The following is a 17,273-nucleotide window of genomic DNA, read 5'->3' as shown; positions in this document are numbered from 1 at the left end:
CCGCCGGTGCCGCAACCCTCCCCGGTCCTGACCGCACCCGACGCCGGCCGGGGAGCTCCGCCCGCGCGGGGGCGCGCCGTCCGCGCCCCGTGGTGTCAGGCCGTCGTGGCCGCCTCCGTGGCCCGCACCGTCGTCGCGATCGTCGCCGAGCCGACCACGCGCGTGCCGTCGTACAGCACGATCGCCTGGCCGGGGGCGACGCCGCGGACGGGCTCGGCGAAGCGGACCCGCAGCTCGCCGTCGACGGCCTCCGCCCGCACCTCGGTCTCGCCGCCGTGGGCGCGCAGCTGGGCGGTGTAGGTGCCGGGGCCGGTGGGGGCGGCGCCGCACCAGCGGGGCCTGATCGCGGTCAGCGCGGTGACGTCCAGGGCGGCCGCGGGACCGACCGTGACCGTGTTGTCCACCGGGGAGATGTCGAGGACGTAGCGCGGCTTGCCGTCGGGGGCGGGGGTGCCGATCCGGAGGCCCTTGCGCTGGCCGATGGTGAAGCCGTACGCGCCCTCGTGCGTGCCGACCTTGGCGCCGGACTCGTCGACGATGTCGCCCTCGGCCCGGCCGAGGCGGTCCGCGAGGAAGCCCCGGGTGTCGCCGTCGGCGATGAAGCAGATGTCGTGCGAGTCGGGCTTCTTGGCGACGGAGAGGCCGCGGCGCGCGGCCTCCGCGCGGATCTCCTCCTTGGTGGTGGGCGTGTCGCCGAGCGGGAACATCGCGTGCGCGAGCTGGCGGTCGTCCAGCACGCCGAGGACGTAGCTCTGGTCCTTGGCCAGGTCGGCGGCGCGGTGCAGCTCGCGGGTGCCGTCCTCGCGCAGGACCACCTGGGCGTAGTGGCCGGTGCAGACGGCGTCGAAGCCGAGCGCGAGCGCCTTGTCCAGCAGCGCGGCGAACTTGATCTTCTCGTTGCAGCGCAGGCAGGGGTTCGGGGTGCGGCCGGCCTCGTACTCGGCGACGAAGTCCTCGACCACGTCCTCGCGGAAGCGGTCGGCGAGGTCCCACACGTAGAACGGGATGCCGATGACGTCGGCGGCGCGGCGGGCGTCGCGCGAGTCCTCGATGGTGCAACAGCCCCGCGCGCCGGTGCGGAACGACTGCGGGTTCGCCGAGAGCGCGAGGTGGACGCCGGTCACGTCGTGGCCCGCCTCGGCCGCGCGGGCGGCGGCGACGGCGGAGTCGACCCCGCCGGACATGGCGGCCAGGACGCGGAGGGGGCGGGAGGGCTGCGGGGTGTCAGTCATAGCCCCTCCAGGGTACGGGGACCCGGGAACCGGGGCCGCCGCGTGCGCGTTGGAGATCGCATGGGGGCGCGAAGAGCATCCAAGGACAGGGACGGGGACCGGCGCATCGGGCGGCGGGCCCTGATCGTGGGCGGGGCGGCGGCCGCGGCGGGCACGGCGGTGCTGGCCCGGGACGAGCTGGCCCGGTTGTGGTGGCGCGTGCCCGGGGTCGACAAGCCCCGGGAGCGGGGCGCGGTGGACTTCGCGGGCGCGCGCTGGGTGGCCGCCTCGGACGCCAACTGGCGCCGCGCGGACCGGCCCGACGACTACGGCATCGACATGGTGATCGTCCATGTCACCCAGGGCAGCTTCGACAGCGCGGTGCGGGCCTTCCAGGACCCGGGGCACAAGGCGGCCACGCACTACATCGTCGGCCAGGACGGGCGCGTCGCGCAGATGATCCGCGAGCTGGACGTGGCGTACCACGCGGGCAACCGCGACTACAACGAGCGCAGCGTCGGCATCGAGCACGAGGGGTTCGTGGACCGGCCGCAGGACTTCACGGACGAGATGTACGAGGCCTCGGCGCGGCTCACGGCCCGGATATGCGCGCGGTACGACATCCCGGTCGACCGGGAGCACATCATCGGCCATGTCGAGGTGCCGGGCACGGACCACACCGACCCGGGCCCGCACTGGGACTGGGACCGCTACATGGAGCTGGTGCGACGAGCGCGGACGGCACCGCCGACGCCGACGGCGCCGACGCCGGCCTGAGGCGGGCGCCCGCGCGCCCGCCCGCCGTGTCCGCGGCGCCCCCGCCGCGTCGGATCAGGTCAGGCCGGCCGCCCGCGCCCGCTCCACCGCCGGGCCGATGGCCTTGGCCAGGGCCTCCACGTCGGCCTCGGTGGAGGTGTGGCCGAGGGAGAAGCGCAGGGTGCCGCGGGCCAGCTCGGGGTCGGTGCCGGTGGCCAGCAGGACGTGGCTGGGCTGGGCGACGCCGGCGGTGCAGGCGGAGCCGGTGGAGCACTCGATGCCCTGGGCGTCGAGCAGCAGGAGCAGGGAGTCGCCCTCGCAGCCGGGGAAGGTGAAGTGCGCGTTGGCCGGAAGCCGCCCCCCGGGTGCGGGGTCGCCGCCGAGGAGGGCGTCCGGGACGGCCTCGCGGACCGCGGCGACCAGGGCGTCGCGCAGCCGGCCGATCTCGCGGGCGAACCACTCCTGCTGCTCGGCGGCCAGCCGCCCGGCGACCGCGAAGGAGGCGATCGCGGGCACGTCCAGCGTGCCGGAGCGGACGTGGCGCTCCTGGCCGCCCCCGTGCAGGACGGGCACGGGGGCGTGCTCACGGCCCAGGACCAGCGCGCCGATGCCGTACGGGCCGCCGATCTTGTGGCCGGACAGCGTCATCGCGGCGAGCCCGGAGGTGGCGAAGTCCACCGGGACCTGGCCGAAGGCCTGGACCGCGTCGGAGTGCAGCGGGACGCCGAACTCGGCGGCGACCTCGGCGAGTTCGCGGATCGGCAGCAGGGTCCCGATCTCGTTGTTGGCCCACATGACCGTGGCGAGGGCGACGTCGTCGGGGTTGCGGGCGAGGGCCTCGCGCAGGGCGTCCGGGTGGACCCGGCCGTGGGAGTCGACCGGCAGGTACTCGACGGTGGCGCCCTCGTGCTCGCCGAGCCAGTGGACGGCGTCGAGGACGGCGTGGTGCTCGACGGGGCTGGCGAGGACCCGGGTGCGGGCCGGGTCCGCGCCGCGGCGGGACCAGTACAGGCCTTTCACGGCGAGGTTGTCGGCCTCGGTGCCGCCGGAGGTGAAGACCACCTCGCTGGGGCGGGCGCCGAGGGCCTCGGCGAGGGTTTCGCGGGCCTCCTCGACGGTGCGGCGGGCCCGGCGGCCGGCCGCGTGGAGGGAGGAGGCGTTGCCGGTGACGCCCAGGTGCGCGGTGAGTGCCTCGACTGCCTCGGGAAGCATCGGGGTGGTCGCGGCGTGGTCGAGGTAAGCCATGGTGGGGCCGATTCTACGGGCCCCGGCGCACCGGTTCCGGGTCGCGGCCGGACGGGGACGGCGCCGTCCCGCGGGCCCGCCGGCTCACAGGTTCCAGGAGAGCGTCCGGTCCGCCTGGACGAACGCCGCCAGGACCAGCAGGTCGGCGACGCCGAGACCGAGCCCCAGGAGGGCACGGCCGCGCCGGGCGGTGCCCCGCCACAGCGCCGCGCCCGCCAGGGCGATGGCCATCGGGCCGAGGAGGACGTTGAGGACGAGCAGGCCCAGCAGGCCGAGGACGAACGAGGCGACGGCCATGCCGTCGGCGTCCCGGAAACCGGTGCGGCGGTTCGCCGGTGCGGTGAGCTGCATGGTGATCGACTCCCGTGGTCGGGGTGGCCGGGGTGGTCGGGCGGAGGGGACGGCCCCGCCGGGCGTCAGTGCGCCGAGCTGCCGCGTCCGCGGCCGTGGCGCTCGCGCAGGGCGAAGACGCCGAGCCAGACGGCGATGACGGCGCCCAGGGCGACGGAGAAGGGGAGCGGCGCGTGGGCCACGGTGCCCAGGAGCAGGCCCAGCAGCAGGAGGGCCGCGACGAGGAACAGCATGGTACGGATCCTCACATTCCGGTGACCGATCGTGGTGACAGTTGTTCACTGACCACTTGGTCCAGTACCCGTCACGGCTTCCTCATTCCGGTGGACGGCTGTTGACTGCACGGTATGAGCCACCCCCTCGGCGTCCGGCAGGCCCGGAAGCGGAAGACCCGGCGGGCGCTCCTCGACGCGGCCCTGGAACTGCTCGGGGGGCGGAGCCTGGGCAGTCTGGGCCTGCGCGAGGTGACCCGTGCCGCGGGAATCGCCCCGACCGCCTTCTACCGGCACTTCCGCTCCGTCGCGGACCTGGGCGTGGCGCTGGTCGAGGAGGCGCTGGACAGCCTGCACCCGACGATCCGGACGACGGTGTCCGCGGCCGGCGACGGCGAGGAGCGCATCGCGCGCGCCGTCGGGCTGATCGCCGGCCATGTGGACGCGCACCCCGCACACGTCCGGTTCGTCATCCGGGAGCGGCACGGCGGGGTCCGGCCGGTCCGGGAGGCGATACGCGAGCAACTCGCCCGGTTCGCCGGGGAGGTCGGAGAGGCGCTGGCCGACGACCCGGTCTGCGCGGGCTGGAGCGAGGACGACCGGCTGATGCTGGCCCAGCTCTACGTCGACCAGATGCTCGCCACGGCCTCGCTCTTCCTGGAGGCGCTGGAGGCGGAGGCGGGCCCGCGGGAGCGGGAGCGCGCGGCGCGGCTGGCGACCCGCCGGCTGCGGCTGATCGGCATCGGCCGCCGGCACTGGTGCGACGGGCCGGCCGGGGGCGGCGGCACCGCGTGACGGCGGCCGCCCCGGGAGCGGGGCGGCCGTCGTCTCCGTCGGGCCGGGGGCGTGCGGCTCAGCCCAGCCGTACGCGCGCGAGCTGGCGGGACTGGGCCACCAGCCGGTCGGCGCCGTCCCAGACCTCGGCGTCCTCCTCCAGGAAGCCGCCGGCCAGGTTGCGGGTGGTGATCGACACGCGCAGCGGGCCCGGCGCGGGGCGGCAGCGCACGTGCACCGTCAGCTCCACGGTGGGGACCCAGCCGGAGAGCCCGAGTTCGAAGGCGGTCGGCGGCAGCGCGTCCACCGCGAGGAGCAGCGAGAGCGGGTCGGGGTCGCGGCCGTCGGCGAGCCCGAACCAGGCCCGCATCTCCCCCTTGCCGGAGGGCTGCCCGAGCGCCCAGCCCAGGGTCGACGGGTCGAGCTTGAGCATCAGCCGGTCGGTGATGGCGGAGCTGCCCTCGACGGGCGCCGGGCCGTCCTCGGGGCCGAAGCACTGCTCGATCGGGGGGAGGGCGGGCGGCTCGGCGGTCGTACGGACGTCGTCGGGGAGGGAGTCCAGGTCGCCGTAGGAGGCGAGGACGCGGATGCGCTCGACCTCCCGGCCCTGCTCGTCCCGCTGGAACAGGGACGCCTGGCCGGTCGACAGGGTCCGTCCGGTGCGCACGGTCTCGGTGCGGACGACCGCCGGGCCCGGCTGGGAGGCCGTCAGGTAGTGCGCCGAGACGGTGAACGGGTCGGGGTGCGGCAGGGTGTCCGCGAGCGCGCGGCCCAGGACGGCCAGCAGGTAGCCGCCGTTGACGGCGCTGATGATCGTCCAGCCGGCGGAGAGGTCGATGTCGTAGACGCCGGGCGCGCGCGGCGTCACCGCGGTGTCGCGGTCGAACTCACTGGCGCCGATCGTGGCCCGGGTGACCGGGGCGGGGGCTGCATCTGGCATGGGTGCACAGTACAAGAGGAGAATACTAAGCGGTAGCTTTGTTCGGGTCGGGAGGCCGGGATGTGGCGGACGTCCCGTCGTCCGCCCGGGCACCCGGGCGCGGCGGGCGGGCCCCGGCACCCGGCACCCGGCTCCGCCCCGGACGCCGGGGCGGAGCCCTATTCCTCCCGGACGGCCGAACGCCGCTGCCACGCGCGGGGCGCCCGCCAGTGGTAGTGCAGCGCGAGCAGCCGCAGCAGGAAGGCCGTGGCCGCGGCGAGGCTGCTGGTCATCGCGTTCAGCACGTCGTAGCGCAGGCACAGCGCGACCATGGCGGCGCCGACCATGGCCGGGACCGCGTACAGGTCGCGGTCCCAGCGCAGCAGCGAGGGGATCTCGTTGGCGAGCACGTCGCGCAGCACGCCGCCGCCCACCGCGGTGGCCAGGCCCAGACAGGCGGAGGCGGTCAGGCCGAGCCCGTAGTCGTACGCCTTGGTCGTGCCGACGACGCAGAACAGGCCGAGGCCGGCCGCGTCGAAGACGTTGACGGCGGCCTGGATGCGCTCCACGTGCGGGTGGAGGAAGAAGACCAGGGCCGTGGCGAGCAGCGGGGTGAGGAAGTACCCCAGGTCCGTGAAGGCGGCGGGCGGCACGGCACCGATGACCAGGTCGCGGAAGAGCCCGCCGCCCAGGCCGGTGACCTCCGCGAGCACGGCCATGCCGAAGACGTCGAAGTTCTTGCGCACGCCCAGCAGGGCGCCGGAGATCGCGAAGACGAAGATGCCGATCAGGTCGAGCGCGTGCAGGACGGACGGACTGAACAGTTGCTGGAGCACCCTTACATTCTCACCCAGCAAGAACCCCTCGCCTTACAAAGCAAGGCGAGGGGTGGGGTGAGCTTGCCGTCCGGGGGACGAGCCGACGAAGTCCCGGACCCGGGTGGAGACTTGGCGCCGACTACGCGGACTTCTCCGCCTGCGCGGCCTTCCCGGTCTCCTCGGCGGCCTTCTCCGAAGACCCGGTCTCCTCGGTCTCCTCCGGAGTCTCCGCCCGCGCGGGCTCCCCGGCGGGCTCCTCCGAGGACTCCGTCTTCTCGGCCTTCTCGGCCTTCTCCGGGGTCTCCGCCTTCCCGGGCTCCTCGGCGGCCTTCCCCGAGGACTCGGCCTCCTCCGAGGACTCCGTCTTCTCGGCCTTCTCCGGGGTCTCCGCCTTTCCGGGCTCCTCGGCGGCCTTCCCCGAGGACTCGGCCTCCTCCGGGGTCCCGGCCGTCTCCGCCGTCCCGGTGTCCTCCTCCAGCTCCGGCGGGCCGGGCTGCTCCGGCACCGCGGACACTCCGGCTTCCTCGGCGACCGGGCCGTCCTCCACTCCCTCACGGGTCGCCGACACGACCTCGCCCTTGGTCCGCCGCAGCGTCCCGGCCGCGATCTCCTCGGCGTAGTGGCAGGCCACCCGGTGGCCGCCGCCGACGTCCCGCAGCTCGGGCCGTTCGGTCGAGCACCGCTCGGCCTGGGCCCAGGGGCAGCGGGTGTGGAAACGGCAGCCGCTGGGCGGGTTAGCCGGGGAGGGCAGGTCACCGGTGAGCAGGATGCGCTCGCGCTTGTCCTCCACCTCCGGGTCCGGCACCGGCACGGCCGACATCAGGGCCTTGGTGTACGGGTGCTTCGGCTCGGCGTAGAGGGCGTCGCTCGGCGCCTCCTCGACCAGCGAGCCCAGGTACATCACGCCGATCGTGTCGGAGATGTGCCGGACCACCGCGAGGTCGTGGGCGATCACCACGTAGGTCAGGCCGAGTTCCTCCTGGAGTTCCTCCAGCAGGTTGATGACCTGGGCCTGGACCGACACGTCGAGCGCGGAGACCGGCTCGTCGCAGATGATCACGTCCGGTTCGAGGACGAGGGCGCGGGCGATGCCGATGCGCTGGCGCTGGCCGCCGGAGAACTCGTGCGGGTAGCGGGCGAGCGCGTTGGAGGGGAGGCCGACCTTGTCCAGGATCGACTTGATCTTCTCCCGGCGCTCCTCCTGGTCCTTGCCGATGCCGTGGGCGATCATGCCCTCGGACAGGATCGACTCGATGTTCTGCCGGGGGTTGAGCGAGCCCAGCGGGTCCTGGAAGACCATCTGGAGCCGGCGCCGGAAGCGGCGCATCTCCTCGCCGGGCAGCTTCGCCAGGTCGGTGCCGTCGAGGACGACCGAGCCCTCGGTGATGTCCACCAGCCGCAGCACCGACCGCCCCAGGGTGGTCTTGCCGCAGCCGGACTCGCCGACCAGGCCGTACGTCTGACCGGCCTCGACCTTCAGGGACACCCCGTCCACGGCGTACACGTGGCCGACCGTGCGGTCGAACAGGACGCCCTTCTTGATGGGGAAGTGGACCTTGACGCCGTCCAGTTCGAGCAGGCTCATGCGGGGACCTCCTCGGCCTTCGCGTCGTCGAGTACGGGGTTGACGCACCGCACCTGGTGGCCGGCCGCGCGGGGCTCGGTGAGCTGCGGGGTGCCGGTCAGGCAGCCCATCTCGTACCGGTCGCAGCGGGGTGCGAAGGCACAGCCGTCGGCCCAGGCGATGCGGTCGTTGATGGAGCCGCGGATGGGGGTGAGCGGTTCGCCCCGGGGAGCGTCCAGCCGCGGGATGGAGCCCAGCAGTCCGTGCGCGTAGGGGTGGGTGGGGTGGGCGAACAGCTCGCGGCGCCCGGCGGACTCCACGACCTTGCCCGCGTAGAGCACGTTGACCTGGTCGCAGAGGCCGGCGACCACCCCGAGGTCGTGGGTGATCATCAGCAGGGCGGTGCCCTCCTGGTCCACGAGTTCCTTGAGCAGTTCCAGGATCTGCGCCTGGATCGTCACGTCGAGGGCCGTGGTGGGCTCGTCGGCGATGAGCAGGCGCGGGGCGCAGGCCACCGCCATGGCGATCAGCGCGCGCTGGCGCATGCCGCCGGAGAGCTGGTGCGGGTACTCCTTGAGCCGCCGGGTGGGGTCGGGGATGCCGACCCGGTCCAGCAGGTGGGCGGCCTCCTTGCGGGCGGCCTCGCCCTTGAGCCCGCGGTGGCGCTCCAGGATCTCGGTGACCTGCACGCCGATCGGCACGACCGGGTTGAGCGAGGACAGCGGGTCCTGGAAGATCATCGCCATTTCGCTGCCGCGCAGGTCGCGGCGGGCGGACGGGCTCATCGTGAACAGGTCCGTGCCGTCGAACTCGGCACGGCCGCCGATGGTGAGGCCCTTGGCGGGCAGCAGGCCCATCAGGGCCAGGGAGGTGACGGACTTCCCGCAGCCGGACTCGCCGACCAGGCCCACGACCTGGCCCTGGTCGACCTGGAAGGAGACGCCGTCGACCGCCCGGGACTCCTTGCGGCCGCTGCCGCCGAAGGTGACGGTCAGTTCGTCGACAGTGAGCAGAGACATGGTGGTTCAGCCCCTCAGCTTCGGGTCGAGGGCTTCCCGCATGGCCTCGCCGAGGAGGGTGAAGCCGAGGGCGGTGATGATGATGCCGACGGCGGGGTAGACCGCCATCATCGGCGCGTTGTCGAAGAAGCGCTGCGCCTGGGTGAGCATGACGCCCCACTCCGGGACGGCCGGGTCGGGGTTGCCCAGGCCCAGGTAGGACAGGGCGGCCGCCTCGATGATCGCGGTGGCCAGGGAGAGCGTGGCCTGCACGATCACCGGGCTGAGCGAGTTCGGGACGATCTGCGAGAGCACGATGCGCCGCTTGCGCACGCCCAGGGACTGGGCCGCGAGCACGTAGTCCGCGCCGCCCTGCGCCAGCATGGCGCCGCGCAGCAGCCGGGCGAACACCGGGATCTGGACCACACCCACGGCGATCATCACGGTGGTCAGTGACTGCCCCATGACGGCGGCGATGGACACGGCCAGCAGCAGCGAGGGCAGCGCCAGCATGATGTCGATGAAGCGCATGATGACGGAGTCGACGCGCTTGCCGGTCTCGCCGCCGAGGGTGGCGAAGGCACCGGCGAGACCACCGATCAGGAAGCCGGTGACCAGACCGATCAGCGTGGCGACGACACCGACGAGCAGCGTCTGGCGGGCGCCGACCAGCATGCGGGAGAACAGGTCCCGGCCGAGGTGGTCGAGCCCGAACCAGTTCTCGCCGCGCGCGCCGACGAACTCGCCCCGGTTGGGGAAGACCTCGTTCCGCCAGGTCTGGGCGGTCGGGGAGTACGGCGCGATGTACGGGCCGACGATCGCGAGGACGATGAACAGGGCGATGACGACCGCGCCGATGATCGCCATCTTGCTGCGCTTGAGGCGACGGAACGCCTCCCGCCACAGGCTGGCGCCGGTGCTGGTCTCCTTGGTCGCGGCCAGTTCCGCGAGGCGCTGGATCTTGTCGGTCTTGGTGGCGACACTCATGTCAGTGCACCCGCACTCTCGGGTCGATGAGGCTGTACGCCAGGTCCACCAGCAGGTTGATCAGGACGTACACCAGCGCGATGAACATGATGAACCCGACGAGCACGGGGTAGTCGCGGGCGTCGATCGCGGTCCGGATGAAGGAGCCGATGCCTCCGAAGGAGAACACCGACTCGGTCAGGACCGCGCCGGACAGCAGGGAGCCCGTGAGCAGGCCGACCGCCGTCACCACGGGGAGCATCGCGTTGCGCAGCACGTGCCGGCCGCGCACGACGCTCCGCTTGAGGCCCTTGGCCTCGGCGGTGCGGACGTAGTCCTCGTCCTGCACCTCGAGGACGCTGGCACGGGTCATGCGCACGATGACCGCGAGCGGGATGGTGGCCAGCGCGATGGAGGGCAGGATCAGGTGGTGGACCGCGTCCAGGGTGGCGTCGAACTCACCGGTGAGGATGCCGTCCAGGGTGGCGAAGCCGGTCACGTTGGTCGCGTTGATGCCCTGGTCCAGGCGCCCGTAGCTGGGGAAGATCTTGAGCGAGACGGCGAAGACGTCCTTGAGGATCATGGCCAGGAAGAAGACCGGGACGCAGATCCCGACGAGTGATCCGGAGACCGCGCTGACGTCGAGCCAGCCGCCGCGGTTGCGGGCGGCGAAGTAGCCGAGCGGGACACCGACGGCCACGGCGATGAGGATCGCGAAGAGGGACAGTTCCACGGTCGCGGGGAAACGCAGGACGAACTCGTCCCACACCGGCTGTCCGGTCTGGGTGGAGGTCCCCAGGTCGCCCTGGAAGATGCGCTTGAGGAAGCGCCAGTACTGGACGTAGACGGGCTGGTCCAGCCCGAGCGCGCGGTTGATGCGCGCCACTTCGGCCTCGGTGGCCTTCTCCCCCAGGATCGCTGAGGCGGGTCCACCGGGCAGCCGGTCGAGCCACAGGAAGAGCAGAACCGACAGGCCGAGCAGCGTGGGTATGAGCTGGAGCAGTCTTCGTACGACGAGACGCAGCACCCCGCTTGCCCCTTTCTTGCGTGATGTCTTACATGAACGGACTCGCCCGGCCGCCGAGTTGCGACGGCCGGGCGGGTCCCCCGTTTTCTGGTTTCCTGCCGTTTACGCGCTTACTTGAAGGAGGCCTCGGAGAAGACTTCCTGCGTCAGCGGGGAGACGTTCGGCGGGTTGACGTTCTTGGCGAAGGCGATGGCCGGCGGGGAGGAGGAGATCGGGACACCCGGCAGGTAGTCCATGATGACCTCGTTGGCCTTCTGGTAGGCGGCGGTGCGCTCCTCGGCCTTGCCCAGCTTCGAGCCGGCGTTCACGGCGTCGAAGACCTTCTTGTCCTTGAAGCCCCACTGCTTGTCGTACCCGGCGAACCAGGTGCCGATGAAGTTGTAGCCGTCGTTGAAGTCACCGGTCCAGCCGAGCATGTGCAGGGCGCAGGAGCCGGCCTCGGTGGCGTCGATGTAGTCCGGGGCCCACTTCATGGCCTTGGGCTTGACGGTGATGCCGGACTTCTCCAGGTCGGCCTTCATCAGCTCGAACAGGTCCTGCGGGGCAGGCATGTACGGGCGGGTGACCTCGGTCGGGTAGCAGAACTCGATCTCGAGCTTCTCCTCACCGGCCTTCTTGAGGAGGTCCTTGGCCTTGGCGGTGTCGTACGGGTACTTCCTGACGTTCTTGGAGTAGCCCTGGATCGTGTCCGGCATGAACTGGTCCGCGACCTTGCCGCCCTCGGGCAGCTGGGTCTTGACCAGGTTCTCCCGGTCGATGGAGTGCGCGATGGCCTGGCGGACTTCCTTCTTCTGGAGGGCCTTGTTGGCCTCCTGGCTCATGCCCACGTAGAAGAGGTTGAAGACGCCACGGGTCGGGACGACGTAGCCCTGGTCCTCGAGGGTCTTGACGTCGGCCGGGGCGACGAGGTCGTAGCCGTCGATGTCACCGGCCTGGAGCGCCTGGCGGCGGCCCTCCTCGGTGTCGATGGTGCGGAAGACCAGGTTCTTGATCTTCGCCTTCTCGCCCCAGTAGTCGTCGAAGCGCTCGAGGGTGACTTCCTTGTTGCCCTTGTTCCACTTGACGATCTTGTACGGGCCGGTACCGGCGACCGTGCCGGCCTCCTGGCTGTACTTGGGGTACGTGATGGCGTCGCCCTTGGCGGTCGCGTCCTGCTTCTTGTACTCCTCGATCGCCTTCGGCGAGTGGATCGCCAGGGCGTTGAGGGAGAAGCCGCCGGGGAGGTTGGCGGAGGGCTTCTTGACCTCGATGACGGCGGTGTTCTCGTCCTTCGCGGTGCAGGACTTGTAGTTCGCCTCGGGCGTCTCCTTGTCCTCGTTCTTCGCGAAGCCGCCCATGATGGTCTGCCAGTAGTAGGAGACCGCGCTGGACTGGTAGGTGCCCTTCCAGTTGAACCAGTGGTCGTAGTTGGCGCAGACCGCCTCGGCGTTGAGCGTCTCGCCGTCGTGGAACTTCACGCCCTTGCGGAGGTTGAAGGTCCAGACGGTGCCCGCGTCGTTGCTCGACCAGGTCTCGGCGAGGCCGCCGACCAGCTTGGTACCGCCCGACTCGTGCTCGAGGAGGGCCTCGAACGCCTGGCGCGTCACACGGAAGGTTTCACCGTCGCTCGCGAGGGCAGGGTCCAGGGAGCCCGGGTCGCCTGCACCGGCGAAGACGAAGGTGTCCTTCTTGCCGCCGCTCTCGTTGTCGCTGTCCCGCTCGCTGGCGCAGCCCGTGGCGATCAGACCGACCGCGACCGCGGCCGTGATCGCCCGAGCGGCTCGGGGCTTGAATATGCGCATACTGGGGCCACTCCGGGTCCGCTATGTGGATGCATCTTGACCGGCCGAACACTACTCACGTTCGCAGGGAGTCAGGAACAGTCCGGATAGCGGTGATACCTACCTGAGATCTGAACACTTGACATAAGGGACTCTTCAGGCGTCCTCCCGCGGAGAGTTAACCCGTTCGACACATGAGGCACCTCCCCAAGAGCCGCCCGGGAAGCGCCTGATGACGTGGAGGACGGGTGAAACCGCAGGTGACAGGCGGTCAGCGGAGGGTAGCTGAGCGCGCATGGCCGAAAATCTGACGTGAAATCAGCGCTGGGTCGCGGAGGAGTGGATCCCGTCGCCACATGTGTCCACATGCTGGACACGGTGACGCTGCGTCAACGCCGAGCCGGCACGGACGAGGGCCCCGGCGCGGACGGCCGCGCCGGGGCCCTCGGGAGGACGTACCGGTCAGGGCCGGTGCGCGGGCGGGTAGCCGTAGCCCGGGGCGGGGAGCGGCGGCACGGCGCCGTGCGCCTCGCGGTCGTAGAACGGCCGGGAGTTGGCCCGCAGCCACATCACGACCGGGTCGTGCTCGTCGGACATCGCGACGGTCGACACCGGCAGCCCGTCCGGGACGGCCCCGAGGGACTGCTGCATCATGGCGCGCACCGCGTCGACGGCCGGCGGCGAGGTGTCGTACACGTCGAGGCCGATGACGAGGTAGGGCGCGCCCAGCGCGGGCTGCACCCAGGCACGGCGCAGCGCGCGGACCGCCGGGGTGCGGTGGGCGTTCTGCGCGAGCAGGGCGTAGAACTGCGGGACCTCGATGCCGGGTTCGGACAGCCGGAGCGGTCCGGCGGGCTGGCGGTCCAGACCGGTGGCGATGCGGCGCAGGTCCAGCCAGGGGATGCCCACCCCGCCGCCCGGGGCGTGCGGATTGAGCCAGAGGCCGTAGCGGTCGGGGTAGAGCGCGCGGGCCACGTCGAGTCCGTCGACGACCTCGTACGACCGGTTCCAGCCGCTGGCCGACAGCTCCTGGGCGGAGGTGACGCAGGGCGCGTAGCCGAAGCCGTCCACCTCCATGCTCCCGTACTGGGCGTCCGGGGAACCGGCCTGGCCGTGCCACAGCAGCATCCAGACCTGGCCGGTGGAAGGGGTCGCGAGCGCGCGCAGCAACGCCTCGTAGGCGTCGTAACGCCCGGGCGTCACCTGGCGCAGCATGTGCTCGACCTGCCCGGCCGCCGCGGTGCCAGCGCTCACTTCGTATCGCCCTCCGTCACACCTCGCCGGCCAATGAACCTAGCTTAAGCCGCCCGCCGCCCGGCGACCGCTGCCCGTACGGCACGGGGACGGGACGTCGGCACGGGCGGGGCCGCTGCCGCGGGGCTACGGGAGGCGCTGGTAGAAGGGGTGGACCTTCTCGCGCATCCAGTCGCCCACCGGGTCCTGCGCCACGTCCAGCAGGACCAGGTTGACCGGCCACTTCACCGCCGTCCGGCCCAGTGCGCGGCCGAGCGCGTCCATCGGCAGGACCCGCAGGTCCCCCTCGTCCCACCGGGACAGTTCCACGCCGACGAACAGCACCGGATCGTCCGTCTCGATCGCGGCGAGGCAGCGGCGGGCGGTGGCCACCACCCCGATGGTCTCGAACTCGGCCGAGGCCGCGGAGAGGAAGTCCACCGGGTCGTCCTGCCAGTCGGGCTCGAACAGCCGGACCCGGCCGCCGCTCGCCGGGCCCTCCAGCGGGCCGTGCCCGGCCCGGCACAGCTCGGCCACGGCGGGCGGCGGCAGCGGGATGCCGACCACGCCGCCGGGGTTCACCGCGATCCCGGCCTGCGGCGGCAGACCGCGGGCGAACTCCACGGCCGGCGCGACGGTGTACGACATGTGGGAGCCGACGACCTGGCGGAACTGCTCCTCGGAGCTGAACACCGGGACGTACGCCTGGCCGTCGAGTTCCATCGTGGGCAGGTCGAGCGGGCCGCTGTGCGGGCCGCCGCCGCTCGGCAGGGGGACCCAGACGAAGCTGCGGCCCAGCACCTCCACGATCCGGCTGCCCGCCGCGGGGACGCCGAGGGAGGCGGAGAGCACCTCCTCCAGTTCGTTTCCTGGCCATCCGCCGTGCGGGTGAGGGTGTGTCTGCGCCGGGAAGTCCATCTGCCTACCGCCTGCCTGGAACCACTGCTGTGACCAAGAAGGCTAACCGCTGCCGCGCCGCGGTCCGTCAGCCCGCGAAGCCGATGCGGCGCAGCGCGTTCGCCGCGTCCCGGTCGAGCAGGACCGCCGAGCCGCAGCCGTCCGGCAGCTCGCCCCGCTCCGCCGCCTGCAGCAGCCGTCCGCTCGCCGCGCGGTGCCGCAGGAACGCGTACCGGGAGACGCCCCGGCCCCGCTCGCGCTGACCGGCCAGCGCCTGCTGCGGGGGGACGTCCAGGAGCAGCAGGTGCAGACGGGCGCCCCGGCGCCGGGCCTCGCGGGCCAGCCAGCGGCGCACCCACGCCTGCGTGCCGCAGTCGTGCACGACGGCCGCTCCGCCCCCGCGCAGGGTCCTGTGCAGCCCGGTGTAGTGGGCGAGGCGCACCAGCGGGCGGTAGACGGCGTACGGCAGGAGGCGCGGCATGCGGCGCTCCCAGCGGTCGCGGGTGTCCTGGGAGTCGACGCGGACGCCGCGCACCGCGCGCCGCATCAGCGTGGACTTGCCGCTGCCGGGCAGGCCCGTGACCACGACGAGGTCGCGGGGCCCGAAGAGCAGGGCGCGCGGGCTGTCACCGGCGCGCCCGCGCAGGTCCTGGACGACCGGCGCCGGCAGCGCGCCGCGGGCCCCCGGGGCCGGAGCGGCCGGCTGCTCGGGCAGCGCGACGCCCGTGGTGGCGGCGCACGCCGTGGTCCTGTTCACCGTGGTTGTCCTCCCCTGGGGCCGGGCACGCCGGTCCCTTTCCCCGCCGAGTGTAAAGAGAAGGTAATGCCCGAGCCTCCCGTTTCCGTCCGTGTCCCGAAACAGCCCCGTCACAGCCCACTGTGACGGACCGCGCACGGTGTGCATACCCGGTGAAGGTCCCCCTGCCGCACCCCGGGGATGCGTGCAATGATGGGCGCGCCAACTGCATACCGGCCGTTTGAATCCGCGCGGGAGAGTCCCCGGCACCGTGTGCCGCCGGGGCGCCGAAGGAGCAAGTCCCTCCCTTGAATCTCTCAGGCCCCGATACCGCGCGGGCGAGGCACATCTGAAAAGCGGGCCGCCGCGGCAGTGCTCCGGCGGCTCCACCCAAGGTGCAAGCCGTGACCCCTCCCCCGCGGGGACGGTCAGGGCGAACCTCTCAGGTTCCGATGACAGATGGGGAGGATCGTCCTCGCCTCCACGCCCGGTTCTCCCCGTGTCCTCGACCCCGCTCGAGCAGGGGGACCCTCGGTGCGGGGGACCCCATCGCCCTGGGAGACCGCCCGATGAGCAGTACCGAACTCCGCCGGACCGCGCTCGATGCGCTGCATCGTTCGCTCGGCGCGACGATGACCGACTTCGCCGGCTGGGACATGCCCCTGCGCTACGGCTCCGAGCGCGACGAGCACAACGCCGTGCGCACCGGGGCCGGGCTCTTCGACCTCTCGCACATGGGCGAGATCACCGTCTCCGGTCCGCAGGCGGCCGCGTTCCTCGACCACGCCCTGGTGGGCGACATCGGGAGCGTCAAGCCCGGCCGCGCCCGCTACACCATGATCTGCCGCGAGGACGGCGGCATCCTGGACGACCTGATCGTCTACCGGCTCGGCGAGCCCGGGGCCCCCGAGTACCTGGTGGTCGCCAACGCCTCCAACGCCCAGGTGGTGCTGGACGCCCTCGTGGAGCGCTCGGCCGGCTTCGACGCCGAGGTGCGCGACGACCGCGACGCCTACGCGCTGCTCGCCGTGCAGGGCCCGAAGTCCCCGGGCATCCTGAAGGGCCTGACCGACGCCGACCTGGACGGCCTGAAGTACTACTCCGGCCTGCCCGGCACCGTCGCCGGCGTCCCCGCGCTCATCGCCCGCACCGGCTACACCGGCGAGGACGGCTTCGAGCTGTTCGTGAAGCCGGAGCACGCGGCCGGGCTGTGGCGGGCGCTGACCGAGGCGGGCCAGGACGCGGGCCTGGTCCCGTGCGGGCTCTCCTGCCGCGACACGCTGCGCCTGGAGGCGGGCATGCCGCTGTACGGGAACGAGCTGAGCACCTCCCTGACGCCCTTCGACGCCGGTTTCGGCCGGGTGGTGAAGTTCGAGAAGGAGGGCGACTTCGTCGGCCGCGCCGCCCTGGCCGAGGCCGCCGCCCGCACCGAGCAGAACCCGCCGCGCGTCCTGGTCGGCCTGGTCGCCGAGGGCCGGCGGGTCCCGCGCGCCGGGTACGCGGTCGTCGCCGGCGGCGAGGTGATCGGCGAGGTCACCTCCGGCGCGCCCTCCCCGACCCTGGGCAGGCCGATCGCGATGGCGTACGTCGACGCGGCCCACGCGGCGCCGGGCACCGAGGGTGTCGGCGTGGACATCCGCGGCAAGCAGGAGCCGTACGAGGTCGTGGCGCTGCCGTTCTACAAGCGGCAGAAGTGACACCGTCGTAGCGTTTTCGGACAGCCGCCCCACGGGTGCGGCCGGGTGCGCCGTGCCCGGCCACGCGTGCCGCCCGCTGTCCGCCCCCTCATCAGCAGTCCCCACCGCG

Annotated in this window: 17 protein-coding genes and 2 riboswitches; of the genes, 3 read left to right on the top strand and 14 right to left on the bottom strand. The window is 72.5% G+C overall.

Annotated features, from left to right (window positions below; translation table 11 throughout):
- Positions 1–95: 95 nt before the first annotated feature.
- The gene (gene mnmA, locus ACZ56B_RS16570) at positions 96–1,232 is read right to left on the bottom strand and encodes a tRNA 2-thiouridine(34) synthase MnmA (RefSeq protein ID WP_468790448.1); all 1,137 of its coding nucleotides are present in this window, start codon (positions 1,230–1,232) and stop codon (positions 96–98) included.
- Positions 1,233–1,292: 60 nt separating this feature from the next.
- Between mnmA and ACZ56B_RS16565 the strand changes: the two genes are divergently transcribed.
- Positions 1,293–1,988, top strand: coding sequence for an N-acetylmuramoyl-L-alanine amidase (locus ACZ56B_RS16565; RefSeq protein WP_468790446.1), 696 nt, complete (start codon positions 1,293–1,295; stop codon positions 1,986–1,988).
- Between the two features lie 54 nt (positions 1,989–2,042).
- Here the strand turns inward: ACZ56B_RS16565 and ACZ56B_RS16560 are convergent, their stop codons facing one another.
- The 3 genes from ACZ56B_RS16560 to ACZ56B_RS16550 form a co-directional block, all read right to left on the bottom strand.
- The gene (locus ACZ56B_RS16560; protein ID WP_468790444.1) at positions 2,043–3,212 is read right to left on the bottom strand and encodes a cysteine desulfurase family protein; all 1,170 of its coding nucleotides are present in this window, start codon (positions 3,210–3,212) and stop codon (positions 2,043–2,045) included.
- 84 nt (positions 3,213–3,296) lie between these two features.
- A complete protein-coding gene (locus tag ACZ56B_RS16555) occupies positions 3,297–3,563 on the bottom strand; it encodes a DUF4190 domain-containing protein (RefSeq protein ID WP_468790442.1) in 267 nt (88 codons plus the stop codon).
- Between the two features lie 65 nt (positions 3,564–3,628).
- Positions 3,629–3,796 (bottom strand): hypothetical protein, encoded by a 168-nt coding sequence (locus ACZ56B_RS16550; RefSeq protein ID WP_468790440.1) that lies wholly within the window; start codon positions 3,794–3,796, stop codon positions 3,629–3,631.
- A gap of 114 nt (positions 3,797–3,910) precedes the next feature.
- Here ACZ56B_RS16550 and ACZ56B_RS16545 point away from each other — a divergent pair, with 114 nt between their 5' ends.
- The gene (locus ACZ56B_RS16545; protein ID WP_468790438.1) at positions 3,911–4,570 is read left to right on the top strand and encodes a TetR family transcriptional regulator; all 660 of its coding nucleotides are present in this window, start codon (positions 3,911–3,913) and stop codon (positions 4,568–4,570) included.
- A 58-nt stretch (positions 4,571–4,628) separates the two neighbouring features.
- Here ACZ56B_RS16545 and ACZ56B_RS16540 read toward each other — a convergent pair whose 3' ends face one another.
- The 10 genes from ACZ56B_RS16540 to ACZ56B_RS16495 all read right to left on the bottom strand — a co-directional run bounded on the left by ACZ56B_RS16540 (position 4,629) and on the right by ACZ56B_RS16495 (position 15,488).
- Positions 4,629–5,489 (bottom strand): thioesterase family protein, encoded by an 861-nt coding sequence (locus ACZ56B_RS16540; RefSeq protein ID WP_468790436.1) that lies wholly within the window; start codon positions 5,487–5,489, stop codon positions 4,629–4,631.
- Between the two features lie 158 nt (positions 5,490–5,647).
- Positions 5,648–6,304, bottom strand: a complete 657-nt coding sequence (locus ACZ56B_RS16535; protein WP_468790434.1) for a trimeric intracellular cation channel family protein — start codon at positions 6,302–6,304, stop codon at positions 5,648–5,650.
- Positions 6,305–6,425: 121 nt separating this feature from the next.
- Positions 6,426–7,871, bottom strand: coding sequence for an ABC transporter ATP-binding protein (locus ACZ56B_RS16530; protein ID WP_468790432.1), 1,446 nt, complete (start codon positions 7,869–7,871; stop codon positions 6,426–6,428).
- Positions 7,868–8,869 (bottom strand): ABC transporter ATP-binding protein, encoded by a 1,002-nt coding sequence (locus ACZ56B_RS16525; RefSeq protein WP_468790430.1) that lies wholly within the window; start codon positions 8,867–8,869, stop codon positions 7,868–7,870. The genes ACZ56B_RS16530 and ACZ56B_RS16525 overlap by 4 nt, the downstream gene beginning before the upstream one ends.
- A gap of 6 nt (positions 8,870–8,875) precedes the next feature.
- Positions 8,876–9,835, bottom strand: a complete 960-nt coding sequence (locus tag ACZ56B_RS16520; protein WP_468790428.1) for an ABC transporter permease — start codon at positions 9,833–9,835, stop codon at positions 8,876–8,878.
- 1 nt (position 9,836) lies between these two features.
- Entirely contained in the window at positions 9,837–10,841 is a 1,005-nt protein-coding gene (locus ACZ56B_RS16515; RefSeq protein ID WP_468790426.1) for an ABC transporter permease, read from the bottom strand.
- A 110-nt stretch (positions 10,842–10,951) separates the two neighbouring features.
- The gene (locus tag ACZ56B_RS16510; RefSeq protein WP_468790424.1) at positions 10,952–12,622 is read right to left on the bottom strand and encodes an ABC transporter substrate-binding protein; all 1,671 of its coding nucleotides are present in this window, start codon (positions 12,620–12,622) and stop codon (positions 10,952–10,954) included.
- Positions 12,623–13,063: 441 nt separating this feature from the next.
- Positions 13,064–13,855, bottom strand: a complete 792-nt coding sequence (locus tag ACZ56B_RS16505; protein WP_468790422.1) for an enhanced serine sensitivity protein SseB C-terminal domain-containing protein — start codon at positions 13,853–13,855, stop codon at positions 13,064–13,066.
- A gap of 126 nt (positions 13,856–13,981) precedes the next feature.
- A complete protein-coding gene (locus tag ACZ56B_RS16500) occupies positions 13,982–14,752 on the bottom strand; it encodes an enhanced serine sensitivity protein SseB (RefSeq protein WP_468790420.1) in 771 nt (256 codons plus the stop codon).
- 67 nt (positions 14,753–14,819) lie between these two features.
- Positions 14,820–15,488: an AAA family ATPase gene (locus tag ACZ56B_RS16495; protein ID WP_468790418.1), complete on the bottom strand. Its 669-nt coding sequence runs from the start codon at positions 15,486–15,488 to the stop codon at positions 14,820–14,822.
- A 221-nt stretch (positions 15,489–15,709) separates the two neighbouring features.
- Positions 15,710–15,810, top strand: a riboswitch (glycine riboswitch).
- A riboswitch (glycine riboswitch) is annotated at positions 15,811–15,936 on the top strand.
- A 100-nt stretch (positions 15,937–16,036) separates the two neighbouring features.
- On the opposite strand from ACZ56B_RS16495, the gene gcvT reads away from it, so the two are divergent.
- Positions 16,037–17,164: a glycine cleavage system aminomethyltransferase GcvT gene (gene gcvT, locus ACZ56B_RS16490; RefSeq protein ID WP_468790416.1), complete on the top strand. Its 1,128-nt coding sequence runs from the start codon at positions 16,037–16,039 to the stop codon at positions 17,162–17,164.
- Positions 17,165–17,273 lie beyond the last annotated feature (109 nt).

The sequence above is a fragment of the Streptomyces sp. NPDC034670 genome (assembly GCF_055574875.1).
This window is presented reverse-complemented; position numbering and strand designations above follow the sequence as displayed.